The sequence below is a fragment of the Fuerstiella sp. genome (assembly GCA_022447225.1).
Classification (GTDB): Bacteria; Planctomycetota; Planctomycetia; order Planctomycetales; family Planctomycetaceae; genus S139-18.
The window spans coordinates 127,557-145,853 of the sequence record JAKVAZ010000011.1; the positions used below are offsets into that span (position 1 = coordinate 127,557).

Consider the following 18,297-nt stretch of genomic DNA (forward strand, 5'->3'; position numbering starts at 1 on the left):
CAACAGGTGAAAAGGTTTCTTTCGTAGTCCGAACCGCTGCAGGACCTTCTCTGCAGGCTACGTCTGCCGGTGGTGATGACCCGACCGTGGATCGCAGGCGTCCACTTACTCCGGAAGAATTTTTTGTAGCGAAATCTTTATTTTGTCGTACGCGCTGGCGACCCGGCCCTGCAATTTTTCCGGTTGGTCATCGAATGCGCGAATCACTTCTGAGGTCAGACTTTTTTCGAGTCGTTCCAGCAACCCGACCGTTCGTCTCCAGACCTGATCGGGATGGGGAGCTGGACGTTCCAGGACGGCTACCTCTCCTTCCTGCTCGCGTGGTGCCGGTGATGCTGCCCCCGACCGAAACGGGGAATAATCTCCACCTTCACGTAATGCTCCGGTCAGAGTTTCTGCGTCACCGCCCGTTCTGCCCGTTCCGGCACGGTCGCCCTGCCCGCTGGAGACAAAATCACCGGGATCCACCACCGCGGTCAGTGGTGTTGTGGCACTATCAACGATCAGCGGAGCCGCCCACTCTGAATAGGCTTCCTCAGACTCGACGTTGAGATCCTCGCCGTTGCGAGCTCGTCGCCACGCTCGCATTTCGGCGACAGTGGCAGATGTGTCATTGGCCCAGCTCAGACACTCCTCAGCATCATCCCAGTTCAGTGTTACGTAGAAATAAGACCACTTGAGATTATCAAACTTATGGTGTGTTTCACCAAATTTGGTCCAGACCCGACGACGCTGGTAAATCTGGTCTGCACTGAGGCCAACCATTTGACCGAAGTCATGATCAGTACGCCCGCGAGCATATTTTTGGGTCCATTGAGACGCACATTCTCCCACGACCCAGTTGCACTGGCTGACAGCGTCGCGAGCGACCGAAATAAGTTGTTCTTCTGATTCTGCCACTTGTTGAAATCCTGAAAAGTCGCGTAACGGGCTGCAGGAGCAAGCCAGCCATGCTACCGCTGCAATTCACGTGGTTCTACTCGGGACAACGCGAACTGGAAAAATGCAGCAGTGTCCCTGAAATGCAGCAGTCAGGGTGACCGTACGCCATCAATGACGAATTTGGGCAGGACACCATTCAGCTTTCGGATGACGAGCCGTTGTTCAAACGGAATCGAATTTTTTTGGCTTCAGCAGGCTGGATGAAACGCCGATATTTCTCCTAGAATCAGCGAAAATATACCAGACGTTACTTCTTCACCAAAGTGCCTGTTTTGTGAAATGTTTCGTTCAGTGAGAGCTGACTTGATGGCGCGGTAGCCAAGTGGCTAAGGCAACGGATTGCAAATCCGTCATGCGCGGGTTCGAATCCCGCCCGCGCCTCTTAAAAACCCCGGTTTTTACCGGGGTTTTTTCATGCGCGACGAGCTTTGACCTATCAGCAGATTCCGAAGTGGCACTTTGTGGCATCAATTCCGCCAGCATTGCTGCCGTCTGATCGGCGTCCAAGTCCACTTCCTTACTTCATCACCTTGCAATGTCCCCGTCTTTCGTGATCGGACACCGTTCTTCCGTTCACGGTGTTGTGGGCTATTCTTTTGTCGGCTTTTCATGCGAGGCTTGGATAACACCTGAGTTGGAATGATTTTTGGTGTCTTCATTCGTTTCAGTAACTCGAGTGGCCAGTCGTTCCGGAACGGTGAACTGATGGGAGTCAGTGATCCTGACACCTGCAGACTGCTTTTTCCCTCTGCGAGGATTCCACGGAAAACGCAGACGTGATCCGGCAAACTGAGTGCCGTCGTAAATGGAACCTTTTTGAAATGGTCCGGCACCTAACAACCACGAATCTTTGGCGTCACTGTTTGCAACCGCGGCTCCCGACTGCCAGACGGGTTTCCCGGTTTCTCGGTGATAGGCGAACACAACGATCTTGGAAGTCGACATTGACGAATTACGTTTACCAATGGCAATCTCCGGAATTGTTGGTGCAGCCGGGACCGTTGGTAATAATGTTGCCGCAGTGCTGAGAGCATTGCTCGCAGGAATTCCGTAGGTGACCTCCAACGCGTCTGTTCCCAAGGCCCCCACTCGTGCTTCAATAATATAGTCTGCTTCGTCAGCCGACGGTTTCAGCAGACATCCGGACGTGATGAGTTTTTGCCGCAGAGTACTGATGATGTAGGCGGAATTGACATAATTGTCCACGCCTGATGAGTTGGTGCCTTTGTCCGGTAGGATGTAAGTGGTGTCCAGAAAGACTGCTTCCCTCTCCAGAGCTGACAGATCAAGTCGATCGATTGAGCGGTCGACGGCGTCAGACAACAGGAGTTGCTCTGTTCCCGAACGCATTTGAGTCGTCCCGCAGCCAGCTACGGGCAGAACCAGAAAGACAGTCAGGACCAGGCGGGGACTGGACACGGCAGATCACTTCAACAGGGCGTGAGAATAAGACAGTTTTTACTTTATGCATTCTAGATGCTTACGGCCTCGGAGCTGTAAGGTCATTTACAGAATCACTGCCAGTGAAGTGTCAGCATTCAGTCTCCATACTGCATACCGGCAGAATCTACCGCTCAGGAGCGGCGGTCGCATAACCTCGTGGTGATACCGGGCATATCCTGGGCTGCGAATCTTTGCTGTCTTTCACCGTGGTTGGTACACCGCTGTTTCTCTGTTCGCCGGTGGCCGAACGATCACACACAGTAATGGAATGTCATGTCCGGCGTTGCCGTGACGCACGATAGCCGTATTCAATCGCGAACCAGTTGGCATACCGTTCCCGATCTGCAAATCGCGTATTACGATGATCGTTGATGTGTCCGATTTCGTGAATCAGGACATTGTTGAGGTAGTAGTCACGGATTGTGTTTTTGGTCCAGACGAGATACCAGTGTGCGCCGTCCCGAATCCAGCGTCCACCGTACATTTCCGACTCGATCCTTTGTCGTGGAGAAGGAGCGCGAAGATATGGTTCTTCCAGTTCGCGTTCGACAGGATACAAATATACGGTCGCACCCCACTGCAGTCCGTAGCAGGGAAACAGTCGCCGTTTGCGAGTCATGCGGCTTAACTGGACGTATTCGAGTCCTTTGCGGAACTGAGGGGGCAGCAGAGCGATTCGTTCGCGTGTTTCATCTGGAGTGACGGGATGCACATATCCTGATCCGGGTTTTTGCACCAGAATTTTCAGCTTGCCGTCGCCTCGTGGCTCATGCCATATTTCCGGAGCGTCGAATTGAGGCCCCGTTGCCAGCCCGATTCCTCGACGTTTGTGCGCAGAAGGAGGTCGTGCTGTCAGATGACGCTGATGTTGTGACTGGCGAGCACGTCGAGTGGTTCGTGCCGGCTTCTTTGAAAAGTGACGTCCCATTGCGGCAGACTTTGCACGTGGTTACGTCAGCTCGCTGATCGTCTTCTCCGTTTGGTTGCGATCGCTGTGGCGAGACCAACAACAAATCGGATTTCATCATGAAGTCCGGGGATCCGGGGCATACAGCAGAGAGTTTCTTCATGCCATGCTGTCCAGTTATGCTAACTTCATTTTGGACAGATAAAAGGTGAACACCTTAAGTCGCTGTCTGACAAGCGGTTGTGTTCAGGAATGATTCAGAATGACGGAATACAGTCCCTTCATAATTCGGCTGAATGTATGCAAGTTGAGGCAGGTAAACGCCTTACACAGATCGAGAACCGTCGGTCCGGTTATGACGGGATGTACACCAGTGAGGTTAAGCATACAGCCGCCACTTATGACAGGCAGGGATCTGGAAGTCTGATGCTGAGCGTCAAAAAACACCTTTGAATTCCCGGACTCACGTCCAGTCTCAAACGGGAAAAATCAGATCGCCATCCCCGGGGGCCACGGCCATGAAGTTTGTTTCAATGCCGATGTTCGCACATGTGGCGTTGACGCAGGATTTTGTAAAGATGGTCAGCACCGTTCAACAAACCTCAGAGGATCTGGACGCTTACGAAAAAAGTTGAGCGAACGTGACCGATTACGGTTGTGTCAGACGGTCGTCACGTCGAATGGTATTCAACTTTCCAGTTGGAGTCCCTGTTCTTTTCAAAGAACACCATCCAGCCCCTTCTGATAGTATTTGTGCACAATCTCTTCCTGATGCTCCAGCAACCAGTCGATCGTAGGCTCGTTGTTCATCGCCTTGTGAATCGCCAGGGCCATCGCATTACGATGGATCTCGAACAGGGCTTTGTGGTCCAGGTTGTCATCGGTTGCCGCGCCCGGGTTGAGCCACACGGAACAGACAATGCCCAGGTCGTTGGCCTTTTCTTTAGGAATGTCACCGGCACGAACTGCGTCGAGTACTCCATTGGCGATTGCGGCCTGCACGGTGCCCATCAGGATGTTAGTGTAGGCGTTGCTTTTGACCGTCACTTTACTGACCATCAACGTGACCGGACGTACCTGCACATCGGTGTTGAGAATTGCGAATACTTTTGAATGTCCGACCGACTGATCACCGGTCAAGGTGGCAATGGCATTACCAACAGGACCATCAAGTTCACCGATCACCACCTCCGGCTCGGCAGCCGTAAAGGCAGGACCGCCGGCCACCAGTGCTTCTCCTGTTCTCATCACAATTCGTTCAGTCATCGATCGGTTCCTGTTGTGTGAAAGTATGCCAATAGCCGGCTTGAAATATGTTTGCTGCTAATTCTACCGTGTCAGAACAATACCTCCAGAGTCAACCGGTGTAACAGTCGGTCCGCCCACTCATACCACTACAAAGCGTCCTGCAGGTCGGTACTGACATTTCGACAGAAAAACGGTATGCACACACTCTCACAAAACAGAAACTGCGTGACATGTCACCGGAAGACGGAATGACCGGGATGCACCAGGGAGTAAAATGACTGCGTTGGTCTCTTTGGTCTTTTAATCAACCGGCAGGCCACGTTCCTGACGCATTCGGCGGACTTCTGCGAGAACCTGATCAATCACCTGTGAGTTTTTTACAACAGCCCGGTACTCCTGCAGCGTTACGATGATATTCACCACGACTAACAGAATTGCTCCCAGGAAGTGTATGTGCGAGTCCGCAATGCCCAACGTATCTGAAAGTGACACTGGTGTTGCCCGATCGGCCACAGCTCCAAAGGCTCCGGTTGCAACCAGCAGCAGCAGGCAAACCGTCATACCTGGCAGCAGATGAAACTTCAGTCGTTGACTGTCACTGTGGAACTTGCTGTCCAGAGAGTAGGCTTTTCCGGTCTCTTCAAGAAACCGTCCGGTTCCCATGAAGTAAGTCAGGGCGATTGCGTGAACCAGTGCCGCAAATGTCAGTGCGCCCAGTCCAATCAGTATGTGCGTTCCCACCAGCCGCTGAACTTCCGGCAATGCCGACCCGGTGTCACCGATGTTCAGTCCCCGCCAGACAGCGTAGAGCAGAATGGAATTTGCAATCAGCGACAGTGTAAGAAAAATCCGCTTCACAGGTGTTGCCGGAGGAGAAACTGAGAATGTCTTGCGATTGTCAGCTTAATTTTTTAGTTCCATGATTGTCTGCTGATCGATTTTCTGCAGGGCCTGTGCCCCGCGGACTTCCGATCGCATTTCCATGTGTAAATTTAACTGCATACGGACCATACGACCCAGACTTTGATCAAAAAGAATCTGACCGGTGCCACGCGAGTCTGTCAGTGTCAGTTTTACGGGGGCATCGTCTTTGGGTTCAATTGAAACAGCGGGAGAGTAGTCGATGACGGCGAGTCCATTGTCATCAAGGCCTTTGTAAGTCATTTGCGCGTCCAGGCGAAGCGTGGCAAATGGTAGTTCAACAGTCTGCTGACTCTGCCATGTATCACCGCTCTCGACAGAATCTGCCGGTAGCACAACTGATGTCTGGCTCAGCATCTGCTTGAGTGCCGTTTCGTCCACGCCGGTGGGGGTTCCTGCGGCAGCCGTTTTTAGTGTTTCCAGCAAATTATCCGGAATACTGATCTCTTTGATGGCGCCCGTTGGTGCCATGGTGACTATGAAACTTCTGTCGACAATTTTGCGGAAGACGTTTCCCAGTGATCTGACAAACGGATCATCGGGCGATTCCTTCGAACCTGAGTCGTATTCAATCGTCTGATTCCGGTCCGGTGACATTCTTACCTGAATGCGTTTAATGAACTGAGAAATCACGAAGTCACGACTGGCTGTACGCGTCTCCACGTCCCAGACCATCATCATTTTCTGCACCAGTTGTGACTGATTTTCGAATCCCCCAACCGTTGACGTGGTGACCATCTTGTTCTCAACGGTGTAATTCAGAGAATCTCCAGTGGACAGTTTCCATTCCAGAAGATCTTGTGAGTGGGCTGTCGATGTGGCACAGGCTGCGGCGGCCAGCCAGAGGCAGATTCGGGAAGTCATCAGGCAGGCTCCATCGTGATGTGTTTGGTACAGACGGGAAATGAGAGTTTCCGGCCGAATTGAACTCGCGGATGAAGGGTTTTCATTCCCTGGCAGCGACGATTTTTGTGCGGGAATCAGCTGCCTGGTCACTGAGCCTTTCACTCTGAAAACCGAATTGTAGCGATTCAAGGAGAATTGACTCAAAGCCAATTCGGGCGTTTCCCAGCTGCTATTCACCCGCTTTCCGGACACCAACAGTTAACAGGAGATTGGCCCAAAGAGCCTGGTCGCCGGTCTGAACTGTTAAAACGTGGTCTCTGGATGCTACAGCATCGTAGAAATCCCAGCGTTGGATCGGGGACAGATCGATGGTCAGCCCTGCCTCTGCCAGAATGGAGCGATATTCGTTCCAGACCGGCGGATCTTCTGGAAGACGATGAGGATCGTCCTGCGGCATACCCATTGTTTGGACAGCTTCCACCGGAACAGCCGTTAGCAGGACTCGCAAAACCTGAGCGACAGTGACCAGGCCTGGAGTCAGATTCAGACTGACCAGTTTTGCGGTCGGTCCGATCGCCGAAGAGGCCGGGTAGTTGCCGTCCGCAATCAGAATTCGGGAACTATGCCCGGCCTGAGCAATAATCTGATTGATTTCAGGGTGGAGCAATTCTGATTTGAGCATCAAGTCAGTTCCTCTTCAGTCGTTCCTGGCGATCAAATTCGAGGAGTCCCTCGATTAATTCGTTCATTTCTCCGACTACGATACGATCCAGTTTGTGAATCGTAAGTCCGCAGCGGTGATCGGTGACCCGATTCTGCGGAAAATTGTAGGTCCGGATTCGCTGACTGCGGTCGCCCGATCCGACCAGGGTGCGTCTTGCTTCGGCCCGCTTTTCAGCAGCCTGCCGCTGCTGAGTTTCCAGAATTCGACTCTTAAGTACTTTCAGGGCTTTGGCTCGATTCTTGTGCTGGCTTTTTTCGTCCTGAATCTTCACGGAGATGCCGGTCGGCAGATGTGTCATCCGGACAGCGCTTTCTGTTTTGTTTACTTTCTGTCCGCCTGGCCCGCCGGCACGCATGGTATCAATCTGCAGATCTTCCGGATTGATGACGACCTCCACATCCGTAGCTTCCGGAAGCACGGCCACTGTCGCGGCGCTCGTATGAATGCGCCCCTGTGTTTCTGTTTCGGGCACACGCTGAACGCGATGTCCGCCACTTTCAAACTGAAGCTCCTGAAACGCACCTTCTCCGGAAATGGAAACAACGACTTCTTTGATGCCGCCAAGTTCTGTCGGGCTAAATTCGATCAATTCGACTTTCCATTTCTTTGTTTCACAGTATCGCATGTACATGTCGTAGAGATTTCTCGCGAAGAGTGCAGCCTCGTCCCCACCGGTTCCGGCTCGAATCTCCATAATCAATGAGCCACGAGTGATCGAATCGCCCGCGGTTGCCAGGTCTTCGAGTTCTGTTTTGAGTTTTGCCATCCGTGCAGCAAGTTCACTGAGTTCTTCCTGAGCGTATTCTTTGGAGGCTGAGTCCGTTTCTTCGTCGACCATCATTTGTGCGGCATCGATGTCGCCCTCAAGTTGACGATAGGAACGAACAGCTTCGGCGACTTTGGCGAGCCCACCCATTTCCTTTTGGATCTCGAGCATTCGATCGATGCTGGCAGTGACCTCCGGATCCATCAGAAGCTGCTGGAGTTCTTCGTGGCGTTCGAATTTTTGTTCCAGGCTGGGAAACATAACTGAGATTCCTTGGACAGCGGATCGAACGGGTATGCCATTTCGGTTCCGGATGAGTCAGCGGATAGTGCGGGCAGTGGATGTTGCAGGTGTTCGCACTTGACTGCGTCCTGTCGCAGTCCGGCGTCCTGTCTTCAGACAGAGTCCACAGCAGGCAGAAATTCAATGGATTCGGAATTAAACGAAATCACAGGCAGTCCATCAAAAGTAAATGACCCCGCAGCGAATGTTTCATACTTTACGCGGAGAAAAAGTAAAGGACGCACACAGACCTCTGTGTACGTCCCTCTTTTGAAATGTCAGTCTGTTTTGAGCTATTGATCTGCGTCTTTGGCTTTGCCCCATTTCTTCTGGAATTTTTCGACGCGTCCCGCGGAATCGACGAACTTCATTTTTCCGGTGTAGAACGGGTGCGATGCTGAGCTGATTTCGACTTTGACCAGTGGATATTCATTGCCATCGTCCCACTTGTCGTTCTCTTTGGAGGCAATCGTGGACTTGATGAGGAAACGGGTTCCTGTCGATGTGTCCATGAAGATCACATCCCGGTAATTTGGATGGATGTCTTTTTTCATCACTCCAGTGCCTTCTTAGACTTCTTATTTCAGTAAACTTGTTCAGTTGGAGTCAAGTTTTCGGAGCGACCGGCGGGAGCGTTTTTCAGGTCTCCGCTCGCACATTCCGAGGAGCTGCCTCGTTTGATTCTGAAACCAGACTCAAACGTCACGACTGACAGTCTGGCAGATGACGAGTCCGACAGCGGCCAAGATAAACTTCCATCGTTCATCAGAAATTCAGGGCAAGCAGTCTAAACCCGGGTTTCGGGACCTACAAGCCAGAATGGACACTACCCCGAATTCGGGAGCAGTCATACATACCTGCACCGGTATGACCGGACAAAAATGTGTCCACTGGATTCTAAAGGCCGATCAGACTCAGGCTGCTGTGACTCCGCAGCAGAATTTTACTGCCAACGAAGACCGGTGTTGCCACTGTCAGCTCGTTTTCCAGAACGTTTTCTGAGACGAGAGTGAATTCACTGGCATTGGCGTCCACTACGAAAACGGTTCCGTCTTCCCGAGTCAGATACAAATGACCGTCCGCGACAACCGGGGAGGAACTATAACTGTGTCGGCTTTTTGGCAATTGTCCGTTCCAGATGATTCGGCCGGTCCGGATATCCAGACAGTACACTGTTCCGCGATTGCGTCCACCATCTCCACAGATGAACGCACGGTCATTAAGGACAGCCGGGGTCGGCACGTCAGCAGACGTGTTTTTGTTGGTGTAGAGTACATGGCTGTCGGTTACGTCGCCGGATCCGCCCATGCGAATCGCGGTCAATGTGGTACCGCGAGCATATGGAGCCAAAACGATACCCTGAGTGGCGACAGGTGATGAAATCGAACGAAAATACTTTTCACCGTCCGGGTTCAATCCTCCCGCACGCCACAACTCGGTTCCGTCTTTAGCGGCATGTGCTGTGACATGATCAGATCCCAGCACGATGATTGTCTGGCTGTTGTCTTCGTTGCGTACAACGGCCGGGGTTGAATAACTCTGATTAGCCTCCAGGGGGGCATCCAGGTCGCGGTCAACCTTCCACAGTACTCTGCCATCAGTCGCCCGGAGTGCAGCGATCCAGGACGGACCTGATTGTACACAGGAAACCACGATTGCCCCGTCGATGAGCACTGGAGAGTTTCCCAGGTCCCACCAGAGTGTATCGACGGTCACTTCTCCGAATTTTTTGTGCAGATTCACGCTCCAGATCAACTCCCCGTCCAGGCTGCAGCATCCCAAGTCGCCGCTTTTGAAATAGGCGAATACGTGCTGACCATCGGTTAACGGCGACGAGTTGGCTCCTGTTGCTTTCTTGTGTTTTCCCGGGATTTCGGTGCCCAGAGTCTGCGACCACTGCTGTCGTCCATCCATTCTGAAGCAGATCAAACGATTTTTTCCCCGGGCGTTGAGTGTGACGAAGATTCGGTTTCCGGCAACGGCAGGAGTTGATCCGCCCGGTCCTGGCAACTCGGTTTTCCACAGTAAATTGCTGTCTTTGGACCATTTAACCGGATATCCACTTCCGTCGGCTGTGCCGGTCCCGTGCGGTCCCAGCCAGCCTGGCCAGTCAGCCGCATGGCAAAAATCGGACATTGAAGCCAGCGAGATACAACAGAGGATCAGACGCATGCTAATGAATCCTGAGAACTCGGAAAATTTTTTACCGTGACCGACATAGCCACCATTTTTAGTCAGCCATCCGGCGCGAAACAACTGATAAGCCGCACGTCGGATCGAAACCACTGTTCAGAACTCTGCCCGACAGTCTCGATTTGTAAAAAACGGATTCACTTGCAACCAACAAATCGACGAACGATTGAATTCAGGCTATCCTGCACACTGATAGAAATTACTAGTTCATGCCATTCGATCGAAGAGCCCATGAGTGACGATCAAGCGACCGGAACTTCTTCAGAACCGTTGTTTACAGTGGCGGAAGTTGAGAAGCTCACCAATGATGATGTAACAGCCGGACGTGCGATCGGGAAGATGCTGTCAATCCTGTTTCTATACACGGTCGGGGCAACAATTCTCGTAACAATGCTGACCTATAAGGGATGTATGATCGACAACAGTGCCGGGGTTGCGGCGGAACAACCGGAATCGACAGGCCACTGACGGACGACTATTCGATTTCCAGGAGTTTTCCAAGCAGATTGTCGGTGGGATGAGGGTGCCCTTTGTACTGACGGAAACCTTCGCCGTATTCAGTACCGAGTTCTTTCCCCCGCAGGGCAGCCCAGCGGCGCGATGCATTGAGATATTCATCGATGCCGTGTTGACGCTGTAGCCAGTTTCGCTGACTGGCATGGCAGGCCAGCAGTTCCAGACGTTTCTCGATTACGCTGCTGATATCAACAATCATGTCGACCGGATGCCGCACACCAAAGTGATCGGTTCCCTCAACCGAATCAACGTAATACAGATGCGGAATCCTGGTACAGCACGGAGCCGGGTCCCATTGTTGAGTGCGATAGTTGGGTACTGCGGCATTGAAACAGGCATCACGTACAAGTTGACTGGTGATTTCGTGATCGTGCATGTAGTCCACGGGAGGTGGAGCAAAAATGATGTCGGGATGCTTTCGTCTGATGAACTCGGTCATTCGGCGTCGACTGTTGTTGTCGAATACGATCGACAGATCCCGGAATTCGAGACAAGTGTAGTCCACTTCCATCATGGCAGCAGAGGCTGCAGCTTCTGCCCGCCGCACGTTGGAGATTTCTTCCGCCGAAAGTTCATCGCTTCCTTTGTCACCGGGGGTCATGGTTGCAACGGACACGCCGCAGCCAAGCTGCTTCAGTTTAAGCAGCGTTCCGGCACACTGAATCTCGATATCATCGGGGTGGGCATGCACAGCTAAGATTCTTGTTGAAGCAGGGTCTGCATCCACGACTGTTTTTCCTGGATTCGGTGCGAAAGTGAATCGAGACTGACGACGTATTACGGGGCAGGATCCGAATACGTTCGGACAGTAAATTCGGACGACTGCCTGTGAATCTCAGCTGCAAAGTATCCAATTGACAATTGCGTCTCCAGTTAGACTCTTCTTGGCAGGTTTGCCGGAATGCAGCGATCGGCAGAAATGGCCGGTCTTTCCCGGCCGTGACTGTCGAATGCTGTTTTCCAGGAAGTGGATTCCCACTAGACTTTTGCCGTGACATCAGAAGTCTCTGGATGGCGGGTCACATTTCTTCTGCACGGGATCGAAGGATCGAACGAGTGTGTGTTCGTCTGGCAATCGGGTTTCTGACAGTCTTGACTCTGACCGGTTGCGGTGATCAAGGCAGCCGTTCAACTGAATCTTCCGGAGCCATTTTGCCTGGCACGGCAGAGAACAGAGTACCGGCCGGTATCACGGCTGACGTAACCGGCCCGGAGCGACACGCTGCTGATGAGGATGGCAGACAGGTCGGGGGGAGTCAAATTCTGGCTAGTCAGGATCCTGTTGCGAAATTACTGTCAGAGATTCAGCAGCTGCAGGTAAAGGCCGCTGCCGGTACTACCCGCGGTGACGATTCAAACAGTGAAATCGTGCTCAAGGCGACGGAAGTCATTCGACTGACGATGCAGGATTCGTCACAGGGAGGTCAGTTTCTGGACGCAGTGCGTGGTCTCCTTCAGGCGCGGCTGCACCTGGCGCTCAACGGTTCTAACGCCCAAATCGATCAGCTGTATGCAGACGTTCAGGCGTTAAACGATCGTGATCCGAAGTCAGAACCTGCTGCTGAAGGGATTTACTACCTTGCTAAGTTGGCTCACACGAAGGCTCGGCGGGCACGTGAACAGAAAGCTGACTGGAACGTCAATTTTTCAAGATGGGCTCGTGACTTTGCTGCTCGATTTCCACAGCAGACAGAGCGTGCGCTGACTTTACTGTTTGGAGCAGGCCGCAGCTGTGAAATGAACGCAGCAAGAGTCAACAGTGCAGAAGAGGCCGCTTTGCTGAGAGCAGAAGCTCGTTTGTGTTACGTCATGCTGATGGAAACATGGCCGAAAGAGCCTCAGGGACAGGAAGCGGTGGCGGTTCTCAGACGTCTTGAGCTCCCCGGTCAAAAACTGGCTCAGTTTTCCGGTCCCTTACTCTCCGGCGGAACACTTCGTGCGGAACAACTTTCCGGAAAGGTAATACTGATCTATTTCTGGGATTCCGAGAGTCACGATTTTAAGAATGACTGGGTACCGCTGCTCAGGAAGGCCGAATCTCAGTTGCCGGCGGATCTGGTCCGCTTCATTGGTGTCAATCTGGATGAGGATCCTGATCGCTGTCGAAAATCGGTACAGGAACTCGGAATACCAGGTGAACAGATCTGTTTCCGGCACGAAAAACGTTGTGGCTGGAACAGTCCGCTTGTGAGGTTCTGGGGAGTTTCTCAGAGTCCCGGTGTGTGGCTTGTCGGGAGTGATGGTGTGGTGGATTCGGTTGACGTACGTCGCGCAGAACTTGCGTCCCGCATGAAAAACCTGGTTCGTCGTTCGCGTGTTTCTCTTAATTGAATCCGTTCCCCGTCACCATCCGTTTCCATACATGCGGCAATCGAAACCAGCGGCCGACCGGCTGTCAAATCAGGGGTGGGAAAGCAATATCTTTAAATGTTTTTACTTTTCCGCAATGACGAAGGTCATACGTGTCCGTCTTTGTCTTCATTTCCATAAACAGAGGAGAATTTTCTGTGTTAAGATTTTCTGAATTTTGCAGAAGGCGTCGGGGAAATTAATGGAGTGTAGCGACTGCCTGTTTGAGTTCTGAAGCAGACTCATGTCAGTGACCGGCGAACTTCCGATTACTGACAGCGCGACGCCGGAATTCAGGTGACCCGTGAAACCGGGTGACGTCTTGAAACGGTTAACTGTTAATGAACATATCCAGTTCCCGGAAACTATCCCGGTGGATTCTCGCTTCCGCGATGCTCCTGTTCTCTGGGGACTCCATGTGAATTGGTTCCGTCTGCGCAGAGGGAACGATGGCTGATTTGTCATTTCTTCGGTTGATCCAACGGGAGGCGACCGATTTTGATTTCCTGTCAGTTGGCTGTTTTTTTTGGGCGATGAGGCCGTTCCTTTAGATATCTGTTTATGGGACGTTTACCCACAGGACTTGGTGGAAGTCTTCCGGTGTGGATGTTGTTTTAGCGTTTCTGATTTAAGCGGAAATCTGGACTGGTAACCAAAATGAAATCCGTTTCCAAACGGCAGGCTTTGACACCGCGTCAGCGAGAGATTTTTGAATTTATACGTTCAACGATTGTTGACCGCGGCTACGGGCCGACGGTCCGGGAAATCGCTGGCGAATTTGGGATTCGGTCACCGAACGGTGTGATGGGACATTTGAAGGCCCTTGAAAAGAAAGGACTCATCAGCCGTGAATCCAACATGTCTCGAGCGATTCAGATTTGCACCGGAACCACCAACCGCCTGCGAGTACCGTTTGATGGCACCGCTGTTTCCGGAGGTCCGATTTGTGCCCCTGTTTCAACAGATCAATTTATCGAATTTGGAGATGTTTTTGACGAAACGGATCGATCGACGATTAAGGTCGAAGGTTCTGCATTCGTTCCTCTTGGCATCTGTGACGGTGATTTTTTGATCATCAGCCGGCACAGTCAATGTGAACCGGATACTCTGGTTGTCACCATTGACGACCGTCAGCAGGTTGATATCTGTCGGATTCCGGAAGACGCAGGCCCTCCGGTTCCGGCAATTTCCGGTGAGTTACCGTCTTCCGGACAGCGAACCCTGGGGGGCCTTGTTGGCGTGGTGCGCAAAATGCAAGGACTGTCAGCAGTCGAACCAGAGGTCCGTGGTGTCGTCCGTAATCTGCTGAAAACCAATTCATGATTGGTCAATCCGGAGCGAGATGCAGTCACACCGCCCCTGAGACAGTCTCCACACGTCGGTTATCTGTACAGATTGTCAAAATCGTTCAAGCCAGACACCGCAATGATCTCAGCGAACAAATTGCCCGTTAGCTATGCGTGGTCGCGTCAATCTGAGATTTCTGACAACCTGCCCTATCCGGCATCCCGCTTTGACTCCATTTGACTCAGCCGGTTATAGAGTGTCTTCAGGGCGATGCCCAGCTCTTTCGCAGCTGCCGGTTTATCGTTGTCATGTTTGTTGAGGACATGGAGGATCATTTGATCTTCCATTTCCCGCAGCGTTTGTGGCTGGTCAGTTACCAGCGTTACGATGTCGGGGGCCGAAGATTTGTCGGAGACTTTCTGTGCGGTGAGATTTTGAGGCAGATCATCCGGAGTAATGTGATTACCATCGGACAAAATGACCGCATGTTCGAGTACGTTTGCCAGCTCACGGACGTTGCCCAGCCACTCGTGAGATGTCAGCGCTGTGATGGTCTCCGGTGTCAGAATCGATGCCGGGATCTGTTCGATATCCCGCTTGAGATGGCGAGCGATCAGATGACGAGACAATTCTGAAATATCTTCCCGGCGTTCTCTGAGCGGTGGTAAATGAATTTCGAAGGTATTGACTCTGTAAATCAGGTCTTCGCGGAACGTTCCGTCGGCAACCATATCCTGAATGTCTTTGTTGGTTGCGCACACGATTCGTACATCGACATTAAACGCTTCATTTTCACCGACACGACGTACCTCGCCTGATTCAAGGAAACGCAGCAGCTTGACCTGCATGCTTTTATCCAGTTCCCCAAGCTCATCCAAAAACAGTGTACCGCCGTTGGCGACTTCAAACAGACCCGCACGAGTATTTTCTGCTCCGGTAAATGCACCTTTACGGTGGCCAAAAAACTCACTTTCCACCAGATTCTCGGGGAGTGCTCCACAGTTAACGGCAACAAATGGTGCTTGGGCTCGTTCACTCTGTTCGTGGATCCGGCGCGCAACCATTTCTTTGCCGGTACCCGTTTCACCGAGAATCAGCACGGCCGAGTCGGTTGGAGCGATCTTGTCGATGAGCTTTCGAACCCTCAGCATTGGGTTTGACTCACCGATCAGGTCTGAACGTCCTTCAGCACGTTGCAGCTGATTCTCAAGTGCTGCATTTTTGTTTTCCAGTGATTTCTTTTCGCCGATTCGCTGGAGAACAGCCGCTATCTCAAACAAAGAAACGGGTTTGGGAAGGAAATCATAGGCCCCGCTGCGGATTGCCTGAATCGTCGCATCCATGTCGCCGTGCCCGGTACTTATTACGTACTCGGTTTCAGGGCTGACTGTACGCAGATGATCAACAACGTCCCAGCCACTGCCTCCCGGCATCTTGAGATCAATGATGGCTGCATCAAACGTGTTTTCATCTACGGCTTTGTTCGCTTCTCCGGGTGTGGAACAGACCGTTGTGGTGTGTCCCATTCGAGGAAGTTCAGACTGCATGAGTTCTGTGAGTGAAGCCTCATCATCCACGAACAGAACTCGAAGTTTGTATTTGCTGCGTGCTGCCACCGCCGACTCCATGGCATTTCCGGCTCGCCATCCTGACGAAACCGCTGGTCACAAAAGCGGTTGAGGTCAAACCTCCCGCTGAGATCAGAGATCTTGAGAGTAGCACAGCATATAGAAACCAGCAGATTTCGACAACGGGCAGTCATTCGGAGGAATGGGGTAAACGGGGCAATAGGGGGTAGTGTTGGCGTCTAAAGATAAATCTCACGACTTAATCAGCGGAGTTTCATGGGGCATGATCCTGTCCGGTGTTCCGAAAGTCCCCGTTTGTGTACGTATCTCCGCAACAATCACTCTTCGTCATTTCGCAGTGCTGCCAGTACCGAGAGGTCTTCGAGTGTTGTTGTATCCTGAACGGACTCGCGACCGGCAGCGATATCCCGCAGCAATCGTCGCATAATTTTTCCACTGCGTGTCTTGGGAAGTCCGGCTGCAAATCGGATCTTGTCGGGTGTGGCCAGGGCACCAATTTGTTCACGAACGTGTTGTATCAGGACTTTGACCAGATCGTCATCACCGCTGCCGTCTTTGAGTGTCACAAAGCAGCAGATCCCTTCACCTTTCAGATCATGTGGAAATCCAACAACAGCAGCTTCAGCAACCATTTCATGTGAAACCAGTGCACTTTCAACTTCCATTGTACTGAGTCGATGTCCCGAGACGTTAATGACGTCATCCACGCGGCCCATTACCCAGAGATAGCCGTCTTCATCTCGGCGTGCACCATCTCCTGCAAAATAGCATCCATCGATTTCACTGAAGTAGGTAGAGATAAATCGATCGTGGTCGCCATAGAGAGTGCGCAGCATATGAGGCCACGGCTGCCGCATGACGAGCAGGCCGCCCTGATTTGCTTCCAGGCTCGTGCCGTCTTTCGTGACAATATCCGGTACAACGCCGGGAAGCGGTCGGGCACAACTGCCGGGTTTGGTTGGTGTAATGCCTGGCAGTGGACTGATCATGATTCCACCGGTTTCCGTCTGCCACCAGGTGTCGACAATCGGGCAGCGTTCCTGGCCGATGACTTCGTGATACCACATCCAGGCTTCCGGATTGATGGGCTCGCCGACGGTGCCCAGCAGCCGAATGCTGGACAGGTCATACTTTTCCGGCCATTGCCTGCCCCATTTGATAAACGCTCGAATGGCCGTCGGGGCTGTGTAGAAAATACTGACCTGGTACTTTTCAACAATTTCCCAGAAGCGTCCTTCGTCGGGCCAGTTGGGACCACCCTCGTACATGACCACACTGGCACCATTCGATAGCGGTCCGTAGGTGATGTAACTGTGGCCGGTTATCCAGCCAATGTCAGCTGTACACCAATAGGTGTCGTCTTCCCTGAGGTCGAAGACCCATTGCGACGTCATCGTGGTACCGAGTAGATATCCGGCCGTGGTATGCAGGACACCCTTTGGTTTGCCCGTGCTGCCGGAGGTGTACAGGATGAACAGTGGGTGTTCGGCGTCGAGTTCCACAGCGTCACATTCGGCTGACATACCCTCAACCAGATCATGCCACCAGAAATCACGATCCGGTACCATATCCACGTCGCCTCCGGTTCGTTTGACCACGACGACCTTTTCCACAGTCGGTGATTTGTCCATAGCTGCATCGACAGCAGCTTTGAGTTGCACCTCTTTGCCTCGTCGCCAGCCACCATCCGCTGTGACCACGATACGGGCCTGTGCATCATTATTGCGGTCGGCCACTGCGTCTGCGCTGAAGCCTCCAAAGATGATTGAATGCACGGCGCCAATTCGGGCACAGGCCAGCATTGCGATTGTCAGTTCGGGGATCATTGGCATATACAGCGTGACCCGATCACCGGTTTCCACTCCGAGTTTCTTGAGAACATTGGCAAATCGGCAGACTTCGCGATGCAGGTCCTGGTAACGCAGGACACGAGTATCGCCGGGTTCGCCTTCCCAGATCAGCGCGGCCTTATTCCGCCGATCGGTTTCAAGATGTCGATCGAGGCAATTGTAGCTCACATTGGTTTTTCCTCCGGAAAACCATTTCGTTTCCGGCATCTCACCTTCCATGGCAGAATCAAACGGCCTGAACCAGTGCAGATTTTCTCTGGCCAATTCACCCCAGAAGCCTGCTGGATCGTCTTTGGCTCGCTGCCACATTTCGTTGTACTGCTCTTCGCTGCGAATGTTTGCCTGTTCAGCGAAGGTGGCCGGGGGATCAAATGTACGGGTTTCCCTGAGAACACTTTCGATACTGGTGTTGTCCGCTGACATGGGCTGTCTCC

Annotated in this window: 16 protein-coding genes and 1 tRNA gene; 4 read left to right on the forward strand and 13 right to left on the reverse strand. The window is 52.4% G+C overall.

Annotated elements, in window-relative coordinates; all coding sequences use genetic code 11:
* Positions 1-105 precede the first annotated feature (105 nt).
* Entirely contained in the window at positions 106-900 is a 795-nt protein-coding gene (locus tag MK110_13680) for a hypothetical protein (protein ID MCH2212350.1), read from the reverse strand.
* Positions 901-1,250: 350 nt separating this feature from the next.
* Here MK110_13680 and MK110_13685 point away from each other — a divergent pair.
* Positions 1,251-1,323 (forward strand) — tRNA-Cys (locus MK110_13685).
* Positions 1,324-1,530: 207 nt separating this feature from the next.
* Here MK110_13685 and MK110_13690 read toward each other — a convergent pair.
* From MK110_13690 to MK110_13730, 9 genes are all read right to left on the reverse strand, one after another.
* Entirely contained in the window at positions 1,531-2,361 is an 831-nt protein-coding gene (locus tag MK110_13690) for a hypothetical protein (GenBank protein ID MCH2212351.1), read from the reverse strand.
* 295 nt (positions 2,362-2,656) lie between these two features.
* On the reverse strand, positions 2,657-3,313 hold the full coding sequence (locus MK110_13695) for a hypothetical protein (protein MCH2212352.1): 657 nt from the start codon (positions 3,311-3,313) through the stop codon (positions 2,657-2,659).
* Between the two features lie 696 nt (positions 3,314-4,009).
* The gene (fae, locus tag MK110_13700) at positions 4,010-4,558 is read right to left on the reverse strand and encodes a formaldehyde-activating enzyme (protein ID MCH2212353.1); all 549 of its coding nucleotides are present in this window, start codon (positions 4,556-4,558) and stop codon (positions 4,010-4,012) included.
* Positions 4,559-4,840: 282 nt separating this feature from the next.
* On the reverse strand, positions 4,841-5,398 hold the full coding sequence (locus tag MK110_13705; GenBank protein MCH2212354.1) for a hypothetical protein: 558 nt from the start codon (positions 5,396-5,398) through the stop codon (positions 4,841-4,843).
* Positions 5,399-5,443: 45 nt separating this feature from the next.
* On the reverse strand, positions 5,444-6,325 hold the full coding sequence (locus tag MK110_13710) for a DUF6263 family protein (protein MCH2212355.1): 882 nt from the start codon (positions 6,323-6,325) through the stop codon (positions 5,444-5,446).
* Between the two features lie 211 nt (positions 6,326-6,536).
* Entirely contained in the window at positions 6,537-6,989 is a 453-nt protein-coding gene (locus MK110_13715; protein ID MCH2212356.1) for an RbsD/FucU family protein, read from the reverse strand.
* A 4-nt stretch (positions 6,990-6,993) separates the two neighbouring features.
* Entirely contained in the window at positions 6,994-8,058 is a 1,065-nt protein-coding gene (gene prfA / locus MK110_13720) for a peptide chain release factor 1 (GenBank protein ID MCH2212357.1), read from the reverse strand.
* A 314-nt stretch (positions 8,059-8,372) separates the two neighbouring features.
* Positions 8,373-8,633: a type B 50S ribosomal protein L31 gene (locus tag MK110_13725; GenBank protein ID MCH2212358.1), complete on the reverse strand. Its 261-nt coding sequence runs from the start codon at positions 8,631-8,633 to the stop codon at positions 8,373-8,375.
* A 343-nt stretch (positions 8,634-8,976) separates the two neighbouring features.
* Positions 8,977-10,251, reverse strand: a complete 1,275-nt coding sequence (locus MK110_13730) for a PQQ-like beta-propeller repeat protein (GenBank protein MCH2212359.1) — start codon at positions 10,249-10,251, stop codon at positions 8,977-8,979.
* A 252-nt stretch (positions 10,252-10,503) separates the two neighbouring features.
* On the opposite strand from MK110_13730, the gene MK110_13735 reads away from it, so the two are divergent.
* A complete protein-coding gene (locus MK110_13735) occupies positions 10,504-10,740 on the forward strand; it encodes a hypothetical protein (protein ID MCH2212360.1) in 237 nt (78 codons plus the stop codon).
* Positions 10,741-10,747: 7 nt separating this feature from the next.
* Here the strand turns inward: MK110_13735 and MK110_13740 are convergent, their stop codons facing one another.
* Positions 10,748-11,479, reverse strand: coding sequence for a PIG-L family deacetylase (locus tag MK110_13740; GenBank protein MCH2212361.1), 732 nt, complete (start codon positions 11,477-11,479; stop codon positions 10,748-10,750).
* 320 nt (positions 11,480-11,799) lie between these two features.
* Here MK110_13740 and MK110_13745 point away from each other — a divergent pair, with 320 nt between their 5' ends.
* Positions 11,800-13,119, forward strand: a complete 1,320-nt coding sequence (locus MK110_13745) for a hypothetical protein (protein ID MCH2212362.1) — start codon at positions 11,800-11,802, stop codon at positions 13,117-13,119.
* A gap of 675 nt (positions 13,120-13,794) precedes the next feature.
* A complete protein-coding gene (locus tag MK110_13750; protein ID MCH2212363.1) occupies positions 13,795-14,460 on the forward strand; it encodes a repressor LexA in 666 nt (221 codons plus the stop codon).
* 173 nt (positions 14,461-14,633) lie between these two features.
* Here the strand turns inward: MK110_13750 and MK110_13755 are convergent, their stop codons facing one another.
* Together MK110_13755 and acs are read right to left on the reverse strand one after the other, a co-directional pair.
* The gene (locus MK110_13755; protein MCH2212364.1) at positions 14,634-16,052 is read right to left on the reverse strand and encodes a sigma-54 dependent transcriptional regulator; all 1,419 of its coding nucleotides are present in this window, start codon (positions 16,050-16,052) and stop codon (positions 14,634-14,636) included.
* 278 nt (positions 16,053-16,330) lie between these two features.
* Positions 16,331-18,286: an acetate--CoA ligase gene (acs, locus tag MK110_13760; protein MCH2212365.1), complete on the reverse strand. Its 1,956-nt coding sequence runs from the start codon at positions 18,284-18,286 to the stop codon at positions 16,331-16,333.
* Between the last annotated feature and the right edge of the window lie 11 nt (positions 18,287-18,297).